This is a genomic window from Streptomyces sp. NPDC005803, assembly GCF_040630435.1.
Classification (GTDB): domain Bacteria; phylum Actinomycetota; class Actinomycetes; order Streptomycetales; family Streptomycetaceae; genus Streptomyces.
In genome coordinates this window covers 103,298-126,525 of the sequence record NZ_JBEXXO010000015.1, presented here as the reverse complement: position 1 = coordinate 126,525, position 23,228 = coordinate 103,298, and the positions used below count along the sequence as shown (strand labels likewise).

The 23,228-nt window shown below is 71.0% G+C and carries 19 protein-coding genes, 1 pseudogene and 1 riboswitch; of the genes and pseudogenes, 12 read left to right on the top strand and 8 right to left on the bottom strand.

Going from position 1 to position 23,228, the window contains the following annotated elements; genetic code table 11:
* Window positions 1-519 precede the first annotated feature (519 nt).
* From ABZ454_RS22095 to ABZ454_RS22080, 4 genes are all read left to right on the top strand, one after another.
* Window positions 520-687 (top strand): hypothetical protein, encoded by a 168-nt coding sequence (locus ABZ454_RS22095; protein ID WP_356316573.1) that lies wholly within the window; start codon window positions 520-522, stop codon window positions 685-687.
* Entirely contained in the window at window positions 684-2,960 is a 2,277-nt protein-coding gene (locus ABZ454_RS22090; RefSeq protein WP_359540090.1) for a TOMM precursor leader peptide-binding protein, read from the top strand. The genes ABZ454_RS22095 and ABZ454_RS22090 overlap by 4 nt, the downstream gene beginning before the upstream one ends.
* A 230-nt stretch (window positions 2,961-3,190) precedes the next feature.
* Window positions 3,191-4,303: a histidine kinase gene (locus ABZ454_RS22085; RefSeq protein ID WP_356316577.1), complete on the top strand. Its 1,113-nt coding sequence runs from the start codon at window positions 3,191-3,193 to the stop codon at window positions 4,301-4,303.
* Between the two features lie 20 nt (window positions 4,304-4,323).
* A complete protein-coding gene (locus ABZ454_RS22080; RefSeq protein WP_356316579.1) occupies window positions 4,324-4,935 on the top strand; it encodes a response regulator transcription factor in 612 nt (203 codons plus the stop codon).
* 182 nt (window positions 4,936-5,117) lie between these two features.
* Here ABZ454_RS22080 and ABZ454_RS22075 read toward each other — a convergent pair whose 3' ends face one another.
* On the bottom strand, window positions 5,118-5,804 hold the full coding sequence (locus tag ABZ454_RS22075) for an NADH oxidase (protein ID WP_359540088.1): 687 nt from the start codon (window positions 5,802-5,804) through the stop codon (window positions 5,118-5,120).
* A 453-nt stretch (window positions 5,805-6,257) separates the two neighbouring features.
* Here ABZ454_RS22075 and ABZ454_RS22070 point away from each other — a divergent pair, with 453 nt between their 5' ends.
* Window positions 6,258-6,842: a hypothetical protein gene (locus ABZ454_RS22070; RefSeq protein ID WP_356316583.1), complete on the top strand. Its 585-nt coding sequence runs from the start codon at window positions 6,258-6,260 to the stop codon at window positions 6,840-6,842.
* Window positions 6,843-6,980: 138 nt separating this feature from the next.
* On the opposite strand, the gene ABZ454_RS22065 is transcribed toward ABZ454_RS22070, so the two are convergent.
* From ABZ454_RS22065 to gcvT, 7 genes and pseudogenes are all read right to left on the bottom strand, one after another.
* Window positions 6,981-7,898, bottom strand: coding sequence for a restriction endonuclease (locus ABZ454_RS22065; RefSeq protein WP_359540178.1), 918 nt, complete (start codon window positions 7,896-7,898; stop codon window positions 6,981-6,983).
* A 161-nt stretch (window positions 7,899-8,059) separates the two neighbouring features.
* Entirely contained in the window at window positions 8,060-9,499 is a 1,440-nt protein-coding gene (locus ABZ454_RS22060) for a protein kinase (RefSeq protein WP_356316585.1), read from the bottom strand.
* Window positions 9,500-9,867: 368 nt separating this feature from the next.
* Window positions 9,868-10,113, bottom strand: a pseudogene (locus tag ABZ454_RS22055) (hypothetical protein).
* Between the two features lie 59 nt (window positions 10,114-10,172).
* Complete coding sequence (locus ABZ454_RS22050; protein ID WP_356316587.1) at window positions 10,173-11,555, bottom strand: L-serine ammonia-lyase; 1,383 nt, start codon at window positions 11,553-11,555, stop codon at window positions 10,173-10,175.
* A gap of 271 nt (window positions 11,556-11,826) precedes the next feature.
* The gene (glyA, locus tag ABZ454_RS22045; protein ID WP_356316589.1) at window positions 11,827-13,086 is read right to left on the bottom strand and encodes a serine hydroxymethyltransferase; all 1,260 of its coding nucleotides are present in this window, start codon (window positions 13,084-13,086) and stop codon (window positions 11,827-11,829) included.
* Between the two features lie 19 nt (window positions 13,087-13,105).
* A complete protein-coding gene (gcvH, locus tag ABZ454_RS22040) occupies window positions 13,106-13,483 on the bottom strand; it encodes a glycine cleavage system protein GcvH (RefSeq protein ID WP_356316591.1) in 378 nt (125 codons plus the stop codon).
* A 102-nt stretch (window positions 13,484-13,585) separates the two neighbouring features.
* The gene (gene gcvT, locus ABZ454_RS22035) at window positions 13,586-14,701 is read right to left on the bottom strand and encodes a glycine cleavage system aminomethyltransferase GcvT (protein ID WP_356316593.1); all 1,116 of its coding nucleotides are present in this window, start codon (window positions 14,699-14,701) and stop codon (window positions 13,586-13,588) included.
* Window positions 14,702-14,843: 142 nt separating this feature from the next.
* A riboswitch (glycine riboswitch) is annotated at window positions 14,844-14,937 on the bottom strand.
* A gap of 169 nt (window positions 14,938-15,106) precedes the next feature.
* Between gcvT and ABZ454_RS22030 the strand changes: the two genes are divergently transcribed.
* The 7 genes from ABZ454_RS22030 (at window position 15,107) to ABZ454_RS22000 (ending at window position 23,220) form a co-directional block, all read left to right on the top strand.
* The gene (locus tag ABZ454_RS22030; RefSeq protein ID WP_359540086.1) at window positions 15,107-15,793 is read left to right on the top strand and encodes an AAA family ATPase; all 687 of its coding nucleotides are present in this window, start codon (window positions 15,107-15,109) and stop codon (window positions 15,791-15,793) included.
* 102 nt (window positions 15,794-15,895) lie between these two features.
* Window positions 15,896-16,666, top strand: coding sequence for an enhanced serine sensitivity protein SseB (locus tag ABZ454_RS22025; protein ID WP_356316597.1), 771 nt, complete (start codon window positions 15,896-15,898; stop codon window positions 16,664-16,666).
* A gap of 253 nt (window positions 16,667-16,919) precedes the next feature.
* Window positions 16,920-17,684, top strand: coding sequence for an enhanced serine sensitivity protein SseB C-terminal domain-containing protein (locus ABZ454_RS22020; protein ID WP_359540084.1), 765 nt, complete (start codon window positions 16,920-16,922; stop codon window positions 17,682-17,684).
* Window positions 17,685-18,145: 461 nt separating this feature from the next.
* On the top strand, window positions 18,146-19,144 hold the full coding sequence (locus ABZ454_RS22015; RefSeq protein WP_356316601.1) for an ABC transporter permease: 999 nt from the start codon (window positions 18,146-18,148) through the stop codon (window positions 19,142-19,144).
* A 69-nt stretch (window positions 19,145-19,213) separates the two neighbouring features.
* The gene (locus tag ABZ454_RS22010) at window positions 19,214-20,977 is read left to right on the top strand and encodes an ABC transporter substrate-binding protein (protein WP_356316603.1); all 1,764 of its coding nucleotides are present in this window, start codon (window positions 19,214-19,216) and stop codon (window positions 20,975-20,977) included.
* Window positions 20,978-21,118: 141 nt separating this feature from the next.
* Window positions 21,119-22,129: an ABC transporter permease gene (locus tag ABZ454_RS22005; RefSeq protein ID WP_356316605.1), complete on the top strand. Its 1,011-nt coding sequence runs from the start codon at window positions 21,119-21,121 to the stop codon at window positions 22,127-22,129.
* Window positions 22,126-23,220 carry an ABC transporter ATP-binding protein gene (locus ABZ454_RS22000; protein WP_356316607.1) on the top strand — a complete coding sequence of 365 codons (1,095 nt, stop codon included), beginning with the start codon at window positions 22,126-22,128 and terminating at the stop codon, window positions 23,218-23,220. Before ABZ454_RS22005 ends, ABZ454_RS22000 begins: the two co-directional genes overlap by 4 nt.
* Window positions 23,221-23,228: the final 8 nt, after the last annotated feature.

The following is a 23,228-nucleotide window of genomic DNA, read 5'->3' as shown; positions in this document are numbered from 1 at the left end:
ATCATGAAGAAATCACGGTGCCGCGCCCACCCGGCTGCGCCTCCCCTTCTATCGCCGTCGCCACGGGGGCGCCGGCGCGGGTGCCGATCCGGGGCGCCGGTGATCGCGACAGCCCCCGTGCCGAGGGCGAAGCAGGTCAGCCGCGCCCCCTCCGCGTCGACAGGGGCGCGGCCACATCAGGTTCGGCAGCCGCCGCCCCCCGTGCCGCCGTCGGCGCCTCCTCGTCGCGGCACGGTGATCCCCGGCTCCCCGCATACCGCCGCACCGCCTCGGGAGCCGGCGGCACGACCGCCGACGCCCCCTGTCGCTCCAGGTCAGGAGCGCTCGGCCGGGGCGGGACCGCCACGGGGGCCGGGCGGGGGAGGCGCGGATTCAAGCCGTCATGGAGGACGTGTGACGGCGCACTGTGAAAACTTCACCCCTCGGTGATGAGTCCGGCACTGTGTGCACACCTCCGGCGTCCGCAGAATCTTTCCCGTAGCCAACCAAGCCGGCCCACGACCAAGGGAATTGATCGCGATGACTTCGAACGCTCCCCAGCCGGGCACGCTCAGGCACACCCCGGTTTCCGCCGAGTCCGGCGGCCAGCTGGTGATCGAGAATCTGGACGTCCCGGCCGAGCAGTGCGCGCTGTTCACCGTGACCTACACCATGGTCGCCCCGATATCGGGAGACCCCGCCGCATGACCGCCTCCGGGACACACGGCGCCGCGGGTCTCCTCGGATTCAAGAGCCACCTGCGGGCCGCCATCGTGCCCGGAGAAGCCGCCTACCTGCTCTCGCAGCGCGGGGTCACCGCGCTGCGAGGGCCGGCGGCAGAGGTGCTCGCACCTCTGCTGGACGGCACCCGCGACCGGGAAACGGTGATACGTGAGGCCGCCCAGGCCCTCGAACCCGAGGCGGCCCGGTCGGCGCTCGCCGCGCTGGAGGCAGCCGGCCTGCTCAGGCTGCACTCCGCCCCGGCGACTACGGAGGACCCGCCCGCCGCGGCGTACTGGGACCTCGCCGGGCTGGACGGCGGCCGGGCCGCGCGTGACGTGGCCGGTGCCCGGGTGCGGCTCGTGGCGCTGCCCGGAACCGACCCGGTCCGGTCGCAGGCGGCGCTGCGGGAATCCGGGATCCGGATCGCCGCCGCCGGCGAGGACGCCGGGTTCGCCCTCGTCCTGTGCACCGACTACCTGTCCCCGGACCTGAAGGACGTCGACGCCGCCCTTCGCGCCCAGGGCATCCCGTGGCTGCTCGCCCGTACCGGGGGCGCCGACCCGTGGGTGGGACCGGTGTTCCGGCCCGACGCCGGGCCCTGCTGGTCCTGCCTGGCCCACCGGCTGCGCGGACACCGCCGCTCCGAACTGCCGCTCCAGCTCCACCTCGGGCTCGCCGGGCCCCCGGACCGGCCGTCGGCCGGCCTGCCCGCCTGCGAGTCGGCGGCGGCACAACTCGCCGCCCTGGAAGCCGCGAAGTGGCTGGCCGGCATCCGGTACCCCGGTCAGAGCGACGTGCACATCCTGGACACCCTGCGCTTCGCCTCCGACGCGCACACGGTGGCCCGGCTCCCGCAGTGCCCGGTGTGCGGCGATCCGGAGCTCGTCGCCCGGCGGGTGCTCGCCCCCTTCGTGCCGGTGCCCCGGCCCAAGGCCGACCAGCGCTCCGGCGGCGACCGGTCGCTCACCCCGCAGGAGATGCTCGACCGCTTCGGCCACCTGGTCGACCCGGTCACCGGCATCATCAAGAGGATCGAGAAGGCCCGGAGCTGCCCGGACTTCGTGGAGTCCTTCCTCTCCGGCCAGAACCTGGCCATGGGCGCGGCCTCCCTGGCCGGACTGCGGGCCGGCCTGCGCGCGCTCAGCGGCGGCAAGGGTGTCACCGAGACCGAGGCCAGGACCAGCGCCCTGTGCGAGGCGGCCGAGCGCTACAGCGGCACCCGGCACGGCGACGAGCCGGTGCTGCGGGACAGTTACGCCGCGCTCGGCCCCGTCGCCGTACACCCCCGCGCGTGCCAGCTCTACGGCGATCGGCAGATGCGCGACCGCGAGACGTGGAACGCCGCCGGCTCCTGGCTGTCGCACGTGCCCGAACCGTTCGCCGAGGACCGCCCGACGGAGTGGACGCCGGTCTGGTCGCTCACCGGCAACACCCAGCGGCTGCTGCCCACCTCGATGCTCTACTTCGGCCAGGAGCCGGCACCCGACGGCCTGAGCGCCGACTCCAACGGCAACGCCGCTGGCAGCAGCCCGGAGGACGCCCTGCTGCAGGGTTTCCTCGAACTGGTGGAGCGCGATGCCGTGGCGCTGTGGTGGTACAACCGCACCCGGCAGCCCGCCGTGGACCTCGACAGCGCGGACGAACCGTACGTCGAGCGGATGCGGTCCGGCTGCCGGCGCGCGGGCCGGGAGGTGTGGGCGCTCGACCTCACCTCGGACTTCGGTATCCCGGTGGTCGCGGCGCTCTCCCGGCGCACCGACCGGCCCGCCGAGGAGATCGTCTTCGGCTTCGGCGCGCACTTCGATCCGCGGATCGCGCTGCGGCGGGCGCTGACCGAGATGGGACAACTGCTGCCCGCGGTCGCGCCCGGCCCGGACGGCACGGGCTACGCCATCGCCGACCCGGACCCGGTGCGCTGGTGGCGCACCGCGACCCTCGCCAACCAGCGTCACCTGACGCCGGATCCGGACGCACCGCCGGTCGCGGCACACGGTCGCGGTTACCGGCCGCGCGCCGATCTGCGCGACGACGTCCGCGCCGTCACCGAGCTGGTCCGCGAGCGCGGCATGGAGCTGCTCGTCCTCGATCAGACGCGCCCCGACCTGCAACTACCAGTCGTGAAGGTGATTGTTCCCGGGATGCGCCACTTCTGGCCGAGGTTCGCCCCCGGACGGCTCTTCGACGTTCCGGTCGCGCTCGGCCGGCTGTCCGAGCCGACTCCGTACGCCGATCTGAATTCCGAACCGGTGTTCGTTTAGGGCGGTAACTTCTGGGCGCATGTGACTACCTTGACTTATGATCCCTCTCGTTGCGTGATGGCTGCGGGCTAGCGGAGGGGGCCGGTAGAGCAGTGCCGCCACAAAAAGACTTACATGCTTCAGCCGCTGAATCCGGAAGTTTTTCGGAACCGCCCGAGGGGCGCCCGGACTTATGGCAGCCCGAGCCTCCTGCGCCGCGCCTTGCCCGTGTCATCCTCATGGCGGCGCTGATGAGCTTCCTGCTCATCACGATGCTCAACGTGATCGGTGCGGGTCTGGACGCCCCGATGGCCACGGTGGCGCTGGCCTGCCTGGCGGCCATTTTCGCCCTGCAGCTCAGACACTCACGTCCGGAAGCGTATCGGGCCCCCCGGTGGCAGAAAGTTGCCGCTCTGGGGGTCCAGGCGCTTCTGACGTACCTTCCCCTCCTCTTCTTCCACGCCGCATGGGGCGGCATGGCCGGATTCCTGGCCGGCTCGCTGCTGCTCATGCTGCCGACGCGCCTCGCCTGGACCCTCTACGCCGCGGTGGGCCTCACCATGCTGCTGCCTCCGGCACTGGAGGGGCGCCCGGCGCTGGACAGCGTCTATCTGTGCCAGTCCACGCTCCTGACCGGCCTGGTGGTCTTCGGCCTGACCCGGCTGGCCGACCTGGTGCACGTGCTGCACGACACCAGGGACCAGCTGGCGCGGATGGCCGTCACGAAGGAACGGCTGCGGTTCGCACGCGACTTGCACGACCTCCTCGGCTACAGCCTCTCCGCGATCACGTTGAAGAGCGAGCTCATCTACCGGTTGGTGCCGGCCCATCCCCAGCGGGCCCTCGGGGAGATACGCGATGTGCTCGCCATCTCCCGGCAGTCGCTGGCCGACGTGCGGACGGTCGCCAGCGGGCTGCGTGACATGTCCCTGGTGGAGGAGATCACCACCGCCGAGGGGCTGTTGACGGCAGCGGAGGTGAACATCCGCGTCACGTTGGAGCTCGGGGCGATGAGCCAGCAGGTCAGCACCGTGCTCGCGGCCGTTCTGCGTGAGGCGGTCACCAACCTGCTGCGGCACTCCAAGGCCGACAACTGTGTGATCGAGGCGGTGCAGGAGGACGGCCGGGTCCTGCTGCGCGTCGAGAACAACGGGGTGGACCCCGACTACCGCGATCCGTCCGCCCACAGCGGCAGCGGTCTCGGCAACCTCACCTCCAGGATGCACGAGATCTCCGGCGAACTCACCACCCACCGCGGCCCGGACGACACCTTCCGGCTCGTCGCCGAGGCTCCGGCCTTTCCCGAACGCCCCCGGTCCGGCGCCGACATCGTGGTGCCCATGACCCAGAATCCGGCGGCCTGAGCCGGAAAGGAGATCCGTCGGTGGCCCTACGTCTGCTTTTGGCCGAGGACATGAACATGGTGCGCGGCGCGCTGGTGGCGTTGCTCAGCCTGGAGGACGACTTCGAGGTGGTCGCGGAACTGGAGCGCGGCGACATGATCGTGGACGCCGCGCTGGCCTGCCGGCCCGACGTCGCGGTCATCGACATCGATCTGCCCGGTCTCGACGGCCTGAGCGCCGCCGCCCGGCTCAAGGAGAAGCTGCCCGAGTGCCGGACGCTGATCCTCACCAGCCTCGGCCGGCCCGGCACACTGCGCCGCGCGCTCACCGCCCAGGTCAACGGCTACCTGCTCAAAGACGCCCCGCCGGGCGAACTGGCCAACGCGGTACGCCGCGTGGCGGCCGGACACCGGGTCATCGACCCGGATCTCGCGCTCGCCGTCTGGGGCACCGCGGAGACTCCGCTGACGGAACGGGAGACGGAGGTGCTGCGGCTGGCCGCGGAGGGGCTCGAGGCCGGCGAGATCGCCAAGCAGCTGCATCTGGCTCCCGGCACCGTGCGCAACTACCTCACCACGGTGGTGACGAAGCTGCTCGCCCGCAACCGGGTGGACGCCATCCGCATCGCCCGGGAGGCCGGCTGGCTGCTGTAGGGCGCCCGCAGGGGCCGTGTCCCGCGGCGTTGCCGGACGGCCGGCGGGCCGCGGGGACGGCACACCCTCCGGCCGGGCACGGGCCGCACCGGTCACGGCGTCCGGCCGCGCCCCTCACGGCGTCCGGCCGCAGCGGTCACGGGGTCCGGGACCGCACCCCTCACCGCATCCGGCCGCGCCCCTCACGGCGTCCGGGCCGCGCCGTCCCCGGGTTCGCCGTGGCCGAGGACGGGCGGGGGCACGCGGACGTCCTCGGCCGTGGCGGCGGCCATGCCGGCCGCCGCGAGGTAGTCCATGATCCGTTCCGCCACCCCGGCCGGCAGCGCCAGGGCGGCCGACACCTGGTCCGGGGTGACCGGCCAGGCCAGCCGGCCCAGCACCCAGACCGCTTCCGGGCGGTGCACGAGAACCCGGTACGAGGAGTCGGGCGCCTGCACCGTGACGCCGTCGCGCCCGACGGTGAGGGACACGCCACTGGGCAACTGCACCGGCTGCCGGCCCGGCAGCCGGGCGAGAGCGAAGTGCGCGACCGGGGACACCGGCGTCGCCGAGAGCAGCGGGCCCCCCAGGTCCTGGATGCCCAACGTACGCACGATCAGGTGGGACAGCCGCTCCAGATGGAGTTGCAGGCAGTACCACTCCTCCTGGCCCACCGCATCACCCGCCGGGGATTCGAGGTTCGTCAGCAGTACCGGTCCCAGCTGCATCCGGCGCAGCGCCTCCTCGACCACGGGATGCGGGGTGGAGACCCACTCGGTGCCCCAGCAGCCGGTGAGCACCAGCTCGCCCTCCCGGTCTCCCGGCTCGACCACCACGTCCTCGGCGAGCGACCAGAGGTCGACCGCGTGTCCGTCGGCCTCGTCCGGCATGACAACTCTCTTTCTCCCGCTCCCTTTCGTGTGAAACGCTTCGTCGCGTCTTCACCGAACGCCTGATTGTGGATCCATCCGGGGGACCGCGGACAGCTACCCCCTCACAGGGTCCATGTGAAGATCTCACGCCCCCTCGGGGCCGGTGCGAGCGCCGGTGGCCGGGTGCGGGCCGGCGCCGACGGGCGACGCCGGACGACCGGGGTTCACCCGGCGGGTCCCGGCCCGCCACCGGCTTACGGCCCCTTCGGGTGGCGTCGGAGAGGGCCCGGGCGAGGGTTGCGCGCGGACCGGGGGAACCGGCGCGCGGCCTGAGCGAGTGCGCCGCCCCGCGCCCCGCGCACCTCCGGGACATCCCGGTGACGGAGCCGCCCAACCCCTAGGGCGGCTGTCCGGGCGCGCTAGGGGATGGTCCCGATGGCCGGGCGCGGTCCGGACAGCGAACGTAGAAGCATGACATCGACGGCTCCCACCACCCGACTGTTCTGTGTCCTCATCCCCTTCCTGCTCCTGTCGTACGGCGTGCTGCGCCTGATCGACGGCATGGACGGCGACCACGGCCCCGGAGTGGCCTGGAACGTCGGCCACACCTTCTTCCTCGCGGCCTTCCTCCTGCTCGGCGCCCTCGTCGTGGAACTGCGCGGTCTCGTTCCCTCGGCCACCCCGCGGACGAAGGCCGCCGCCGGCGCCGCCACGGCTGTCGGAACGTTCGGCGCGGGCTGCTTCGTCTGGGTGATCCTCGGTGACCTGTTCCCCGGTCTCGCCGACTCCGCGCCGCTGCCCGCCCCCCTCGAGTTCGCGGGCCCGATGGCCTTCCAGCTGGGCCTGCTCACCCTGCTGATCATGCTGGTGGCCGTCCGGCCCCGGCAGCTGCCCGTGTGGAGCCCGGTGCTCGTGGCCGTGGCCTTCGTCCTGATCTCGGTCAGTCTCGACCTGATCCCGCTCGCGGCCCTCGTTCTCCTGGCCGGGCTCACCCCGCTGTCCCTCAACCGCACCCCGGCCGCCCCGAGCGGCGCCGTACGTGTCCACGCCCGGTGAGACGGTACGAACGTCAGGCGAGACCGCGCGAACACGCTGGTCAGGGCGTGTCGAGCCCATCGTGAAGGCGTCATGGAACCCACCGCCGAAGCCGCGCTGGCCCGGCAGCCCCGACACCTGGCAGTCGACAGCCGGCCGTCAGGGAGTCTTGTTGAGTTTCTTGGCTTCGTTGATGACACTGCCGCGTTCCATGAAGCCGACGCCGCGATCCTTGAGGATCTTGTCGACGTGGTGCGGCTTGCTGCCGGTACGGAGCAGGCCAGCGGCCTCGGCCACCAGGCCGTCCTGCCGGGCGGGTGAGGGCGCCGGGGCCCGGTCGCGTGGGGGGCGGGGCACACGCGTCGGGCCCGCCGCGGTCGCCGAGTCCGTTCCCGGCCGGGAGACGACCACCCGCAAGGGCCGGGTTCCGAGGGAGAGGCGAGCCCCGAACCGGGCCGCTATCAGGAACGCGCCGAGCGCCCAGCACGCGAGGAGGATGCCGATGAACTTCAGGACGTCCACCGCGAGCGGGCCGGTGTACATCTCCTCGTCCCCGATCGTTCTCAGCGGGGCCATGAGGAGGGCAGCGCCCGCGAAGACACGCCAGTTCCGGTCCCAGAACGACCGCGAGGCGGCCGGGGCGGGGTTCCGGGCCGCCGGGGACGCGGGGGGCGCGACGGCGGGCGCGGGGGAGCGGTGGATGCGGCGGGCCGCGTCGTTGACCGGCGTCATCGCGCCGTCCAGACGATAGGTGAAGAGCGCTATGCCCCACTCCTGGGCGTAGGACACGGCGGTGGCCGCGTAATCGCTGCCGGTGAAGAAGATCAGCTGAGCGGACGATCCGCGGGAGCGCGCCCCCACGAAACGCTGCAGCTCAGGACGCCCGACGCTGGCTGCCTGGTACTTGACCTGCCCCAGTGCGCCGGCAGCGCGGACATCGATGCCGGAGTCCGGGCCCCCGGGGCGTGCGGTGGCATCGGCATAGCCCCAATGGCGCATCCAGCGGGCCGCGTTGAGCTCGGCCTGCTGCCACGACGAAATCTGCATCGGCTGCGGCGGCACAGCCCTGGGCGGCATCTCGGCCACGTCTCCCCTTATGTACTGACAGCGCTGACAGCCATGAACATACTGGTCAGGCTAGGTGCCCAGCACACGACGGGGTGCACCGCGGACCCGTCCCGCCTCCGCCGCGCGGGGGCCCGAGGCCGAGGAAGGGGGCGGTGGGGCGGTCCCTCCTCCTACGGGTGGGAACCGCACGCCGGCGGAGCGCAGGCGGCGCGGCCCCGGGATCGCCGCTCGGTGCTCTTCTCCGCCGGCCCCGCCTTCTTCTCCTTCTTGGCCTTCTTGGCCTGGCCCGGGGGCTGGGACTGGGGTCGGGCCTCCGGGCCGCCCCGCGTCACTCCGGTGGCCGGACCCGCGCTGTCCGGCGCCGCGTCTTCCTCCGGGACCGCCGAGCGGGTCGTGCCCGCCGGCCCGGGCCGTGCCCCGGCGGAGGCCTGCGCCCCGGGGGGCCGCGCCTCCGACGGCGTCGCCGCCTTCTGCGCTGCGCCGGCCGGCGGACCCGGCTCTGACGGCTTCGCGGAGGGGGTGACGGCCGCGGACGTGCCGGCGCCGTCGCCCCACGGCACGGAGCCGTCGGTGACGGCGAAAGCGGTCACCGTGACGGCGGCGAGCGCGACGGACGCCCCGGCGAGGAGGAGGCGACCCCGCGCGAACCCGGTCCGTGGAGCGGCCCTCTCGCCGCGGGGGGCCGGACTCCTGTGGGTTTCCTCGGCCGGCCGCGTAGCTCCCCGGCCTGCGACGAGACGCGTGGTGTTCGCCGCCGCCCCTGCCGCGGTGGGGGCTTCCTCGGCCAGCGCCGCCAGCGTGCGCGCGCAGTCGCGGGCCGCCGGGCGCTCCCTCTCGTCCAGGCTCGTCATGTCCCGGATCAGCGTGCTCAGTTGCTCGGGCAGGCCGGGCGGCAGGACGGGTGCCCGGTGCAGGCGTGCGATCGCGGCCTCCAGCGGGATGCCGTCGTACTCGAGCGTGCCCGTGAGGCATTCGAGCAGCACGAGGCCGAGGGCGTACACGTCGGCGGCCCGGCCCACGGGCCGGCCGAGTACCTGCTCCGGGGCGAGATAGGCGGCGGTCCCGATGAGGGTGCCGGCGGTGGTGCGGGAGGTCGCGTCCAGCAGCCGTGAGATGCCGAAATCGACGAGATGGGGGCGGTGGGCGGCGTCCAGGACGATGTTGGACGGCTTGATGTCACGGTGGACGACTCCCGCTTCGTGCGCGTGAGCCAGCGCCTGGGCGACGCCCGCGCCGACGGCGGCGGTCGCCCTGGGGAGCAGCGGGCCTTCGGCTATGTGCTTGCGCAGGTTGTCGCCTTCGATCAGCCGCATGACCAGGAAGGCGCGTCCGTCGTGCTGCCCGGTGTCGTAGGCGGTGACCAGTCCTGGGTGGTGCAACCGGGCCAGCATGACCGCTTCGTTGTGCAGGTCCTGCTCGACGCCGGTGTCGATGTCGGCCTCGGGGCGGAAGACCTTGACCGCCACCGGCCGGCGCAATCGCAGGTCGTAGCCGCGATGCACATGCGCCGCACCCCCCGAGCCGAGTATCTCGTCCAGACGGTACCGGCCGCTCAACACCTCGGCGGTGCGCAGGGACGTGGCGGTCTGTGTGAATTCCCGAAGCCTCATTCCCTCTCCCACTGCGTCGAGGTCCGGTGCCCTGGGTGAGCCGTGACCGACGCGCCTCGGAACGCGGGTACCCGCCGGTGGCCGGAGTACCCCTTGCGCCGGTCCGGCCTCTCCTGCCCCTTTGGTGCCCCGGCCGTGACGGGAAGGTCCGGCGGCGGCAGCGTCCACGTCATCGCGGGACGGGCATCCGCCACCTCCACCGCCGCTCACCGGTCCGCGAGGAGGCGGCGGCACCGCTTCCGCTGTTCCGCGCCCGTCGCCAGTGCCGGGCCGATGCGGGGCAGGTCGGTCGCCGCGTGGATAGGACCGTCCGTGTCCACGTCCACGGGTCCCGGTTTCTTGACATGGGCCGAGGTGCGGCCGCGCGGTCAGACCTCGACGACGCGGACGCTGGGGCCGCAGAGCATCGGGAGGTCTTCGGGGTCCGACGTCAGGACGGTCACTGGGGCCGGGGAGGCGAGCGCGGTGGCGGCCACGACGGCGTCGAGGGCCTACTTTCTGGTGACGACGCGGATGTCTCCGGCCTCGGATGCCGTCAGCCACTCGGTGATCTCAGGTGTGCGTCGTACCGGCCGGGACAGGACTTCGCAGTCCAGGACGAGCGTGCCGCTCATGCGGAGGGGCGGCCCTGACAGCGCTGAAAGACAGAAAAGCGCTGGTCAGGGCCTCAGTCTCAGCACTCGATGATGTTCACCGCGAGCCCGCCCCGCGCCGTCTCCTTGTACTTCACGCTCATGTCGGCGCCCGTCTCCTTCATGGTCTTGATGACCTTGTCCAGGGAGACCTTGTGGCTGCCGTCTCCGCGCAGCGCCATCTTCGCCGCGGTGACGGCCTTCACCGCCGCCATGCCGTTGCGCTCGATGCACGGGATCTGGACGAGACCGCCGACCGGGTCGCAGGTCAGGCCGAGGTTGTGCTCCATGCCGATCTCGGCGGCGTTCTCGACCTGCTCGGGGGTGCCGCCCAGGACCTCGGCGAGGGCGCCCGCGGCCATGGAGCAGGCGGAGCCGACCTCACCCTGGCAGCCGACCTCGGCGCCGGAGATGGAGGCGTTCTCCTTGAACAGCATGCCGATGGCGCCGGCCGCCAGGAGGAAGCGGACGATGCTGTCGTCCTTCTCCGCCTCGGTCGCGCCGCCGGCCGCGAAGTTCATGTAGTAGTGCAGTACCGCGGGGATGATGCCGGCCGCGCCGTTGGTCGGGGCGGTGACGACGCGGCCGCCCGCGGCGTTCTCCTCGTTGACCGCCATCGCGTACAGGGTGATCCACTCCATCGCGTGGGTCTGCGGGTCGCCCTCGGCGCGCAGCTGGCGGGCGGTGTTCGCCGCGCGGCGGCGGACCTTGAGGCCGCCGGGCAGGATGCCCTCGCGGGACATGCCCCGGGAGACACACGCCTGCATGGCGCGCCAGATGTCCAGCAGGCCGGAGCGGATCTCGTCCTCGGTGCGCCAGGCGCGCTCGTTCTCCAGCATCAGGGAGGAGATCGACAGGCCCGTTTCCTGAGCGAGGCGCAGCAGCTCGTCGCCGGTGCGGAACGGGTGCTTCAGGACGGTGTCGTCGAGGACGATCCGGTCCTCGCCCACCGCGTCCTCGTCGACGACGAAACCGCCGCCGACCGAGTAGTAGGTCTTCTCCAGGAGGGGGGCGCCCTCGTGGTCGTAGGCGAAGACCGTCATGCCGTTGGCGTGGTACGGCAGCGCCTTGCGGCGGTGCAGGACCAGCTGCTCGTCGGCGTCGAAGGCGATCTCGTGCATGCCGAGGAGGTTGATGCGGCCGGTGGTGCGGATGGCCTCGACCCGGTCGTCGGCCGTTTCGACGTCGACGGTGCGGGGGGACTCGCCCTCCAGACCGAGCAGGACGGCCTTGGGCGTGCCGTGGCCATGGCCGGTGGCGCCGAGCGAGCCGTACAGCTCGGCGCGTATGGAGGCGGTGTGGGCGAGCAGGCCCTCGTTCTTCAGCCGGCGCGCGAACATACGGGCCGCGCGCATGGGGCCGACCGTATGGGAGCTGGACGGGCCGATGCCGATCGAGAACAGGTCGAAGACCGAGATGGCCACGGGGTGACTCCTAAGGGGTTGGTAGACGCCGTTGTCTGCCGGGTGGTGCGGTACGGGCCGGGTGGGCCCGAAGAGCGAGGACAAGGGAGCGGGGGGCAAGGGGTGTCTCGCCGGTCAGGGCCGGACAGGGCGTTTCGGCAACGCCGCGAGGTGCCGTGCCGGGCGTCGTGCCCCGGCCCTGACCGGCGGGACACCCCCGAGGAATGGGGCACCGCGCTCACTGTTCAGTGTGCGCGGTGCCCCGCCCTTATGTACAAATGCGCCGGTTCGACTACTTCACACCGGGGTACAGCGGGAACTTCTCGGCGAGCGCGACGACGCGGGCCTTCAGGTCGTCCGCGTCGTACGACGGCTTCAGCGCCGACGCGATGATCTCGGCGACCTCGGTGAAGTCCTCCGCCTGGAAACCGCGGGTGGCCAGGGCCGGCGTGCCGATCCGCAGACCCGAGGTGACCATCGGCGGCCGCGGGTCGTTGGGGATGGCGTTGCGGTTGACCGTGATGCCCAGCTCGTGCAGCCGGTCCTCGGCCTGCTGGCCGTCCAGCTCGGAGTTGCGCAGGTCCACGAGGACCAGGTGCACGTCCGTACCGCCGGACAGGACGGAGACGCCGGCCTCGGTGACGTCCGGCTGCACCAGACGCTCGGCGAGGATGCGGGCGCCGTCCAGGGTGCGCTGCTGGCGCTCCTTGAACTCCTCGGTCGCCGCCACCTTGAAGGAGACCGCCTTGGCCGCGATCACGTGCTCCAGCGGACCGCCCTGCTGACCCGGGAAGACCGCCGAGTTGATCTTCTTGGCGAGCTCCTGGGTGGAGAGGATCACGCCGCCGCGCGGACCGCCGAGGGTCTTGTGCGTGGTGGTCGTGACGACGTGGGCGTGCGGCACCGGGTTGGGGTGCAGGCCCGCGGCGACCAGACCGGCGAAGTGCGCCATGTCGACCATCAGGTACGCGCCGACCTCGTCCGCGATGCGGCGGAAGGCGGCGAAGTCCAGCTGGCGGGGGTAGGCCGACCAGCCGGCCACGATCAGCTGCGGCTTGGACTCCTTGGCGAGGCGCTCGACCTCGGCCATGTCCACGGTGCCGGTGTCGTCGACGTGGTACGGGACCACGTTGTAGAGCTTGCCGGAGAAGTTGATCTTCATGCCGTGGGTCAGGTGACCGCCGTGGGCCAGGTTCAGGCCCATGATCGTGTCGCCCGGCTTCAGCAGCGCGAACATCGCGGCGGCGTTGGCCTGTGCGCCCGAGTGCGGCTGCACGTTGGCCGCCTCGGCGCCGAAGAGCGCCTTGATGCGGTCGATCGCGATCTGCTCGATCACGTCGACGTGCTCGCAGCCGCCGTAGTAGCGGCGGCCGGGGTAGCCCTCGGCGTACTTGTTGGTCAGGACGGAGCCCTGGGCCTCCATGACCGCGACGGGAGCGAAGTTCTCCGAGGCGATCATCTCGAGGGTGGACTGCTGACGGTGGAGCTCGGCGTCGACAGCGGCGGCGACGTCCGGGTCCAGCTCGTGGAGGGAGGAGTTGAGAAGCGACATCAGGTGGTCCCTTGGGGTCTCAGTTGCCGGAGAACGCGGTGTACTCGTCGGCGGAGAGCAGGTCCTTCGGCTCCTCCGCGACGCGTACCTTGAACAGCCAGCCGCCTTCGAACGGAGCGGAGTTCACCAGCGACGGGTCGTCCACGACGTCCTGGTTCGCGGCGGTGACCTCGCCGCTCACCGGCGAGTACAGGTCGCTGACCGACTTGGTCGACTCCAGCTCGCCGCAGGTCTCGCCCGCGGTCACCGTGTCGCCGACCTCGGGGAGCTGGGCGTAGACGACGTCACCGAGCGCGTTGGCCGCGTACTCCGTGATGCCGATCGTGGCCACGCCGTCCTCGACGGCCGACAGCCACTCGTGCTCCTTGCTGTACCGCAGCTGCTGGGGGTTGCTCATGACCTGAATTCTCCTGTACGCGGGGGAGTGCTGATGAACGATGGTCTTACGGTGTGAGACGGGACTGCGTCACGTACGCGGTGCCCGTGGCGCGCCGCTCTTCTACTTCTGCCGCTTGTAGAACGGCAGCGCCACGACCTCGTACGGCTCGTGGCTGCCCCGGATGTCCACGGCGACGCCCGCGGTGCCGGGCGCGGCGTGTGCGGCGTCGACGTACGCCATGGCGAGGGGCTTGCCGAGCGTGGGCGAGGGTGCGCCCGAGGTGACCTCGCCGATGACCTGGCCGCCGGCGACGACGGCGAACCCGGCGCGCGGTACCCGGCGGCCCTCGGCCACCAGGCCGACGAGCTTGCGGGGCGGGGCGGTCTCGGCGCGCTCGGCGGCGGCCTCCAGGGCCTTGCGGCCGACGAAGTCGCCCTCCTTCTCGAACTTCACCACCCGGCCCAGCCCGGCGTCGAACGGCGTCAGCGCCGTGGTCAGCTCGTGCCCGTACAGCGGCATGCCCGCCTCCAGGCGCAGCGTGTCGCGGCAGGAGAGCCCGCAGGGGATCAGTCCGTGCGAGGCGCCCGCCTCGGTGAGGGCCCGCCACAGCTGCTCGGCGTGCTCGGGTGCGACGAACAGCTCGAAGCCGTCCTCGCCGGTGTAGCCGGTACGGGCGATGAGCGCGGGGACACCGGCGACCGTGCCGGGCAGACCGGCGTAGTACTTCAGACCGTCCAGGTCGGCGTCGGTGACGGCGGCCAGGATGGCGGGGGACCCGGGGCCCTGGACGGCGAGCAGCGCGTACGCGTCGCGGTCGTCGCGCACCTCGGCGTCGAAGCCCTCGGCCCGCGCGGTCAGCGCGTCCAGCACGATCTGCGCGTTGCCGGCGTTGGCCACGACCATGTACTCGGTCTCCGCCAGGCGGTACACGATCAGGTCGTCCAGGATGCCGCCGTCCTCGGCGCAGATCATCGTGTAGCGGGCCCGGCCCACCGAGACGGTGCCGATGTTGCCGACGAGCGCGAAGTTCAGCAGGTCCACGGCCGCGGGGCCGGTGACGGTGATCTCGCCCATGTGGGACAGGTCGAAGAGGCCGGCCTTCGTGCGCACGGCGTTGTGCTCGTCACGCTCACTGGCGTAGCGCAGCGGCATGTCCCAGCCCGCGAAGTCGGTCATGGTCGCACCGAGCGAACGGTGCACGGCATCGAGGGCGGTGAGGCGGGGGGCAGTACTCATTGGACAAGGCTCCCAGGGCATGACGACGAGGACGATCCCTCCCCATCTGTCATCGGAACCTGAGAGGTTCGCCGAGAGGCCCCGCAGGGGTTCGGCTTGCACCTTGGGTGGAGCCGCGGGGCGGCTCGCTTTTCAGATCTGCCTCATCCACGCGGTACGGGGCCTGAGAGATTCAAGGGAGGATCTTGCTCCTTCGGCGCCCGGCACGGCGGCCGGGACTCTCCCGCGCGGATTCGAGCGGCCTTTATGCAGTTGACGGGGTCATCATCGCACGCATTGCGGGAGAGTGGGGGTTCGGTGCCGATGCCCGTCTCCTACGGGTTCCGGCGGGTCGGACGGTTGTGCCGCATTACCTTTTCTTTACACTTCTTGAGCAGGTGTGGGTCAGGCGACAGGGGGAGGGCGATGACGTTGCAGCGGTACGCGACGACCGCGGGGGTCGCGCACGGGGCACTGCCCGCGCAGCCGGGGGCGCCGGCCACGGAGACGGTGGGACCGCACGCACCCGTCGTGCGGGACCTGCGGGAGCGGGACGGGCGCAGCCCGCGCGGCCTGCACTTCGCGGCGGGGGACGTGGTGGTGGTCTCCGGACTGCCCGGCAGCGGCAAGTCGACGCTCATGGGACGGGCCGTCTCGGCCCACGCCATCGACTCCCAGGACACCAGGGACCGCTGGGCGGCCCGGATGCCCCGCTTACTCCCGTACGCCCTCTACCGCCCGCTCGTCCGCGTCGCCCACTACTGGGGACTGTGGCGGGTGCTGCGCTCCGGCCACTCCGTCGTCGTCCACGACTGCGGCACGCAGGCCTGGGTGCGCGGCTGGCTGGCCCGGCACGCCCGGCGGCGCGGCCGCACCCTGCACCTCGTGCTGCTCGACGTCACCCCGCAGACCGCGCGGGAGGGCCAGCGCGAGCGCGGGCGCGGAGTCTCCGGGTACGCGTTCGCCCGTCACCGCAGGGCCGTGGGCCGGCTGCTGCGGGACACCGAGTCCGGTCTGCTGCCGCTCGGGTGCGCCTCGGCGGTGCTGCTGGACCGCGAGGCGGCCGGGCTGCTGACGCGCATCACATTCGCAGACGCACAGAGTGAGGCCTGAGCGGGGGCCGTCCGAAGGCTGGACAGCCGTGCGCGACGGGCGGCGGACCACGCGCGCGGCGTTAATCTCTTGCTGCACGACATGGGGCGAGAGAGGGAGACAGTGGACATTCCGGCACCGGCCCGGACCCATCCGCAGGGCGGATGGCCGGCCAACGAGCTCGAAGAAGTACTGAGCGCCTCGGTCGGCAGCCCCGAGGCGGGCGGCCGGCTGGTGGAGGTGCTCGGGCGCAGCCATGTCTGGGTGCCGCTGCCCAACGGCGGCGGACCGGACGCCACCGACCTCGATCTGCCGACGCTGGACATCGAGGGCGCGCCGTACGTCCCCGTGTTCAGCTCCGAACAGCAGTTCCTCGCCTGCGTCGGCGCGCACATGTCGTTCACCGTGGCCCCCGCCCGCGACTTCGCCCGGGGCCTGCCCCCGCAGCTCGGCGTCGCGGTGAACCCGGGCGGCGCGGTCGGCATGCCGCTCCCCCCGCCCGCCGTCGCCGAGCTCTGCCGGGCGGGCCGCACCGTGCTGGACGGTCCGGCCAGTGGCGGACGGGTCCGGCTGTACGAGCCGGACTGGCAGGAGGACCCCGTCGATTTCCTCTCCGCCGCGGCCGGGGAGTTCGAGGCCAGCGGCGTCGTGCTCAGCGCCCGCCGCGCCCTGGCCAGCATCGAGGGCGCGGACCCCGTCCTCTTCGTCGGCATCGAGTTCTCCACCTGGGAGGGAGCCGGGCGCAACGCCCCCATGGACGCCCTGGGGCGGGCACTGGGGCGCGTCGAGGTGCCCTGGCCGGTCAACCTGGTGCTGCTCGACGTGGCCCAGGACCCGGTCGCCGACTGGATGCGGGCGCGGGTGCGGCCCTTCTACCAGCGCGCCGCCGAGTAGCGGTAGGGCACGGGGACCGGCGCCGCGGGACGGCGGCGGCCCCTGGCGTCAAGTCGGTGTCAGGGCCGCCGCATAAGCTGGTTTGATGGCGGGTGCCTCGGCACCGCGCCGTCCCCGAGAGCCCCGGGAGCGGCAGGCCGACACAGTGGATCGAAGAGGGGCGGGACCCAGGGTGAGTGCGTCAGGCATGGGGGCGGCCGATGGGGTCTCCCCTGCTCGAGCGGAGCCGAGAGCTCGGGGAACGGTCGAGCACATGCTGCGACAGGTGACGCCCGGGCGCTACGACGCGTACGAGGCCCTCCTCCACGCCCTGGCGGCCGACCAGGTCTGGATGCTGCTCTGGCACGGCAGGGCCGGCTCTCCCGACGCCCAGTACGGCAACATGGAGATCGACGGCCTCGGCTACGCCCCCTGCGTCACCTCCGCCCAGGAGCTCTCCGCCAGCGGCTGGAACCGGGACCACGAGGTCGTGGGCGGCCGGGACATCTCCCGCGCCCTGTTCCCCGACCGCTGGGGCATCTGGCTGAATCCGCATGCCCCGGGCGGCGGCGTCGGCATCCCCTGGCTGGACCTGCGCCGGATCGCCACCGGCCTGGAGCGGATGCCCGCCGGCCCGCTGCGGATCAGCGAGCCCGCCATCGAGATCCCGCAGTTCTACGCCCAGCTCACGCAGAACGCCCACCGCACCCCCGCGATCCGCTCGCTTCGCCGCGCCTGGGTGCAGCCCGCGCTCGGCGTCCCGTACCTCGCCATCGGTCTCGACCTGTACGACACGAGCGGGCCCTCCGTGGACGCCGTGCGGGCGATGATGGCGCAGTCCGTCGGAGCGGTTCCGGAGGGGCTCCCGGTCTCCACGGTCGCGATGGCCGACGACTACGACCCGGTCGCGATGTGGCTGCGCGCCAACTCCCGTCCGTTCTACGACCGGGAGCCGCACGCCCCGGTCGGCCGTGGCGCCTCCGTCGCTCCGGGTTACGGCTACCCGCAGCCCCCCGGCCCCGCCCCGCGCGCCTACTAGGCCCGTCCGGCCCCGGTCCCAGGACCGGACAAACGGCTCCCCGCCGGACAAGACCACCGCCCCGGTCACCCAAATAGCCACCCAATGAAGCCCGTTGGGCGTCATGTCCGTTCTGGTGGATTAGCGGCCGAGTAGTCCGCTCACTCGTTCAGGCTGTCCGGATAACGGAAGCTCACTGACCGCATCACGTTTGAGCAAACATTCCCCGTCAGGTCTGGCGGGTGATCACGACGGCGTTGAAGACTCCCGGCTAGTGGGGATCGTCCGCCCTTTGTACGAGGTTGCCCCAGCGGTCATTCCGCAGACGCATTCATCGCACCGAACAACACATCAGCCGCAGCACGTGCTGCGGCTGAGCACCGAACACATCAGCCGAGTCAAGCGCTTCGGCTGACACGCGCCAGGCCGTCACCGCGGCGAGTAGGGGCCGGCCACCGCCGGCGGGAGGGGTCAGAGGCACTGTGACCGCACCGATCGAGACCACCGGTTCGGCTGCCGAGGCGCAGCCGGAGGCAGTACTCACGGGAGTCAAACAGAGCCAGATCGAAGGCCGTTCGCTCGGGCAGATCGCCTGGACGCGCTTCAAGCGCGACAAGGTGGCGGTGGCAGGCGGCATCGTTGTCATCCTGCTGATCCTGCTCGCCGTGCTCTCCAAGCCGATCCAGGCCGTCTTCGGGCTGGACCCCAACGAGTTCCACCAGGACCTCATCGACCCCGCGCTGCTCGCGCCCAAGGGCGACTGGGGCGGCATCAGCTGGAGCCACCCGCTCGGCGTCGAGCCGCAGTACGGCCGCGACATCATGTCCCGGATCATCGAGGGCTCCTGGGTGTCCCTGGTCGTCGCGGTCGGAGCCACCCTGCTCTCCGTGGTGATCGGCGTCTTCTTCGGCGTGGTGTCGGGCTTCTACGGCGGCTGGGTGGACACCGTCATCAGCCGCATGATGGACACCTTCCTGGCGTTCCCGCTGCTGCTGTTCGCGATCTCCATCTCGGCGGCCCTGCAGGACGGCGCCTTCGGCCTGGAGGGGCTGCCGCTGCGGATCGCGGTACTGATCTTCGTGATCGGCTTCTTCAGCTGGCCGTACATGGGCCGCATCGTCCGCGCCCAGACCATGAGCCTGCGCAATCGCGAATTCGTGGAGGCGGCACGGTCGTTGGGCGCCCGGGGACCGTTCATCCTCTTCCGGGAGCTGCTGCCGAACCTGGTGGCGCCCGTCCTCGTCTACTCCACGCTGCTCATCCCCTCGAACATCCTCTTCGAGGCGGGCCTCAGCTATCTCGGTGTGGGTATCGCGCCGCCGCAGTCCTCCTGGGGCGGGATGCTCACCAACGCGATCGACTTCTACCAGAACGACCCGATGTACATGATCGTGCCGGGCGTGGCCATTTTCGTCACGGTGCTGGCATTCAACCTGCTGGGAGACGGGCTGCGTGATGCTCTCGATCCTCGTAGCAAGTAGTGCCCGGGTGCTCGTCACAACGTCGTGCGACAAGCCACGGCAACCATCGATTGAGGGGGATTTCCTCAGGTGAAGACCAGAAAAACGACAGCGGTGGTCGCCACAGCTGTGGTCCTGATGCTCGGAGCTTCCGCGTGCAACGGCTCCAAGGACGACGACGGCGGTAAGGGCGGAAAGGGCGGCTCCGGCGCCACCGACGCCGCGCTGACCTCGATCGTCAACAAGTCGGACAAGAAGGGCGGGACGCTCAAGCTGGAGATGTCCGACGAGCCCGACTCGCTCGACCCCGGCAACACGTACTACGGCTGGGTGCAGAACTTCTCCCGCCTGTACGGCCGGACCCTGACGTCCTTCAAGCCGGCTGCCGGCAAGGAGGGGCTGGAGGTCGTCCCGGACCTCGCGGAGGGCCTCGGCAAGGCGAGCCCGGACGCGAAGACCTGGACGTACACGCTGAAGAAGGGTCTCAAGTACGAGGACGGGACCCCGATCACCTCGAAGGACGTCAAGTACGCCGTCGAGCGCTCCAACTTCTCGCCGGAGGCCCTGTCCAACGGCCCGACGTACTTCAAGGCCCACCTCCTGGGCGGCGACAAGTACCAGGGTCCGTACAAGGACAAGAACCCGAACGGCATCGCCTCCATCGAGACGCCGGACGACTCCACGATCGTCTTCAAGCTGAAGGACGCCTTCGCGGACTTCGACTACCTGGCGACCTTCTCGCAGACGGCCCCCGTGCCGGCCGCGAAGGACAAGGGCGCCGACTATGTGAAGCACATCGTGTCCTCGGGCCCGTACAAGTTCGAGTCGTACGACGAGGGCCGCGGCGCGACCCTGGTCCGCAACACGAACTGGGACCCGAAGACGGACACCCTGCGCCCGGCGCTGCCGGACAAGGTGACGATCCGCTTCAAGGTCAAGCAGGAGACGGTCGACAACAACCTGCTCTCCGACAACATCACCGTCGACGGCGCCGGCACCGGTGTCGCCCCGGCGACCCAGCCCAAGGTCCTCACCAAGGCCGACCTGAAGAAGCAGACCGACAACTCGTACGCGGGCGCCACCTCGTACATCGGTCTGAACGTCAACGTCGCGCCGTTCGACAACATCCACTGCCGCAAGGCCGTGCAGTGGGGCATCGACAAGGCGTCGATCCAGGCCGCCCAGGGTGGCGACCCCAAGGGTGACGTCGCGACGACCCTGCTGCCGCCGACGGTCAACGGTTACGAGAAGTTCGACCTGTACGAGTCCGCCGGCCACAAGGGCGACGAGGCCAAGGCCAAGGACGAGCTGAAGCAGTGTGGCAAGCCGACCGGCTTCGACACCAAGATCTCGGCCCGTTCCGACCGCCCCGCCGAGATGGCCATGGTCACCGCGGTGCAGGCCTCGCTCAAGAAGATCGGCGTCAACGCCGAGATCAAGACCTTCCCGGCGGGCAAGTACTTCCAGAACTTCGCGGGCAACCCGAGCTACGTGCACGCGAACAAGCTCGGCATGATCATGAGCGCCTGGGGTGCGGACTGGCCGACCGGCTTCGGCTTCCTGGACCAGATCATCAACGGCTCGGCCATCAAGCCGTCCGGTGGTAACAACGTCCAGGAACTGAACGACCCGAAGATTAACAAGCTGCTCAACGACGGCATCGCCACCACGGACGACGCCGCCCGTGCGAAGGCCTGGGCCAACGTCGACAGGGCTGTCGCCGAAGGCGCCACCGCCGTGCCGCTGATCTACCGCAAGAACCTGCTGCTCCGCCCGGAGTCCGCGACGAACGTCACGGTCACCCAGGCCTACCTCGGCATGTACGACTACGTGCTGATGGGTTCCGCCAAGTAGGAACGGCCCCGCCTCCCGGGCCGCGCACGCGGCCCGGGAGGCGGCCTCCGGACCCCCAGAATTGTCCCGAAAGGCAGGTGAAGGCACGGTGTCCGACCGCATGGGTCACCCCCGGCGAGCAGATACCGGCGCCGGATAGCTGTGGCTGCGTACATCATCCGACGCGTCTTCGGCGCGGTACTGCTGCTGTTGATCGTCAGCGCAGTCACCTTCGCGATCTTCTTCCTCGTCCCCCGACTGGCCGGGCAGACGATGGACCAATTGGCGGCCCAGTACGTGGGCAAGGACGCCAATCCGCAGTCCATCCTCGCGGTCAAGCAGAACCTCGGCCTCGACCAGCCGCTGTACATCCAGTACTGGCACTTCCTCAAGCAGCTCTTCGTCGGCGCCGACTTCCAGTTCGGCCCCGAGGCCACGCACTGCGGTGTGCCGTGCTTCGGCTACTCCTTCAAGCGGCACGTCGAGGTGTGGCCCGAGCTGACCGCGCGCATCCCGGTCACGTTCTCGCTCGCCATCGGCGCCGCGGCGATCTGGCTGATCAGCGGTGTGGCGATCGGTGTCGTCTCCGCGCTCAAGCGGGGCTCGATCCTCGACCGCTTCTTCATGGGCGTCGCACTCGCCGGCGTCTCCCTGCCGATCTTCTTCACCGGCATGCTCGCGCTCGGTGTGCTGACCGTGCAGTGGCCGGTCTGGGAAGGCGTCAACTACGTCGCGTTCACGGACAGTCCACTGGACTGGGCGTGGAACATGCTGATCCCGTGGTGCTCGCTGGCCTTCCTCTACTCCGCGCTCTACGCCCGCATCACCAGAGCCGGGATGCTGGAGACGATGGGCGAGGACTACATCCGTACGGCCCGCGCCAAGGGCCTCAAGGAGAGCCGGGTCATCGGCAAGCACGGTCTGCGGGCCGCGCTCACCCCGATCGTCACCATCTTCGGCATGGACTTCGGCCTGCTGGTCGGCGGCGCCGTCATCACCGAGACCGTGTTCTCCTTCCCCGGGCTCGGCCAGTACGCCATCAAGAGCGTGCAGGAGAACGACCTGCCGATCGTCATGGGCGTGACGCTCGTCGCCGCCTTCTTCATCGTCATCTGCAATCTGCTGGTGGATCTGGTGTACGCCGCCATCGACCCCAGGGTGAGGCTTTCGTGACCGAGGTTTCCAAGGCACAGACCGCGGCGGTGGGCGAGCCCGCCACCGCCGCGCGGGCCGGCAGCGATGACGCCTTCCTCTCCGTACGGGACCTGCGCATCCACTTCAACACCGACGACGGTCTGGTCAAGTCGGTCGACGGCGTCAGCTTCGACGTCAAGCCCGGGCAGACCCTCGGCATCGTCGGCGAGTCCGGCTCCGGGAAGTCCGTCACCTCGCTGGGCGTGCTCGGCCTGCACCGCACGGCCGCCAACGCCCGCATATCCGGCGAGGTCTGGCTGGACGGCGAGGAGCTGATCGGCGCGTCCGACGACCGGGTGCGCGAACTGCGCGGCCGCAAGATGGCCATGATCTTCCAGGACCCGCTCTCCGCGATGCACCCGTACTTCTCGGTCGGCGCGCAGATCGTGGAGGCGTACCGGGTCCACAACAAGGTCAGCAAGAAGACGGCCCGCACCCGCGCCGTCGAGATGCTCGACCGGGTCGGCATCCCCGAGCCGCACAAGCGGGTCGACGCCTATCCCCACGAGTTCTCCGGCGGTATGCGCCAGCGCGCCATGATCGCGATGGCCCTGGTCAACAACCCGGAACTGCTCATCGCCGACGAGCCGACCACCGCCCTGGACGTCACCGTCCAGGCACAGATCCTGGACCTGATCCGGGACCTGCAGAAGGAGTTCGGCTCCGCCGTCATCATGATCACCCACGACCTCGGGGTCGTCGCCGAGATGGCCGACGAGCTCCTGGTGATGTACGGCGGCCGGTGCATCGAGCGCGGACCGGCGGAGAAGGTCTTCTACGAGGCCCAGCACCCGTACACCTGGGGCCTGCTCACCTCGATGCCGCGCATCGACCGGGAGCAGACCGAGCGGCTGATCCCCGTCAAGGGCCAGCCGCCGTCGCTGATCAACGTCCCGAGCGGCTGCGCCTTCAACCCGCGCTGCCCGTACGCGGACATCCCCAAGGACAACCTCACCCGCACGACGCGTCCCGAGCTGGAACTGGTCGGCGACGGTCACTTCTCCGCCTGCCACATGGCGCCGGAGGAGCGGACCCGGATCTGGACCGAAGAGATTGCGCCGAAGCTGTGAGCGAGGCG

Excerpts from the sequence above, each read along its gene's own strand:
- ABZ454_RS22095 (WP_356316573.1), top strand. The coding sequence starts at position 520 with ATGACTTCGAACGCTCCCCAGCCGGGCACGCTCAGGCACACCCCGGTT.
- ABZ454_RS22090 (WP_359540090.1), top strand. The coding sequence starts at position 684 with ATGACCGCCTCCGGGACACACGGCGCCGCGGGTCTCCTCGGATTCAAG.
- ABZ454_RS22085 (WP_356316577.1), top strand. The coding sequence starts at position 3,191 with ATGAGCTTCCTGCTCATCACGATGCTCAACGTGATCGGTGCGGGTCTG.
- ABZ454_RS22075 (WP_359540088.1), bottom strand. The coding sequence starts at position 5,804 with ATGCCGGACGAGGCCGACGGACACGCGGTCGACCTCTGGTCGCTCGCC.
- ABZ454_RS22070 (WP_356316583.1), top strand. The coding sequence starts at position 6,258 with ATGACATCGACGGCTCCCACCACCCGACTGTTCTGTGTCCTCATCCCC.
- ABZ454_RS22065 (WP_359540178.1), bottom strand. The coding sequence starts at position 7,898 with ATGCCGCCCAGGGCTGTGCCGCCGCAGCCGATGCAGATTTCGTCGTGG.
- ABZ454_RS22060 (WP_356316585.1), bottom strand. The coding sequence starts at position 9,499 with ATGAGGCTTCGGGAATTCACACAGACCGCCACGTCCCTGCGCACCGCC.
- glyA (WP_356316589.1), bottom strand. The coding sequence starts at position 13,086 with ATGTCGCTTCTCAACTCCTCCCTCCACGAGCTGGACCCGGACGTCGCC.
- gcvH (WP_356316591.1), bottom strand. The coding sequence starts at position 13,483 with ATGAGCAACCCCCAGCAGCTGCGGTACAGCAAGGAGCACGAGTGGCTG.
- gcvT (WP_356316593.1), bottom strand. The coding sequence starts at position 14,701 with ATGAGTACTGCCCCCCGCCTCACCGCCCTCGATGCCGTGCACCGTTCG.
- ABZ454_RS22030 (WP_359540086.1), top strand. The coding sequence starts at position 15,107 with ATGACGTTGCAGCGGTACGCGACGACCGCGGGGGTCGCGCACGGGGCA.
- ABZ454_RS22020 (WP_359540084.1), top strand. The coding sequence starts at position 16,920 with ATGCTGCGACAGGTGACGCCCGGGCGCTACGACGCGTACGAGGCCCTC.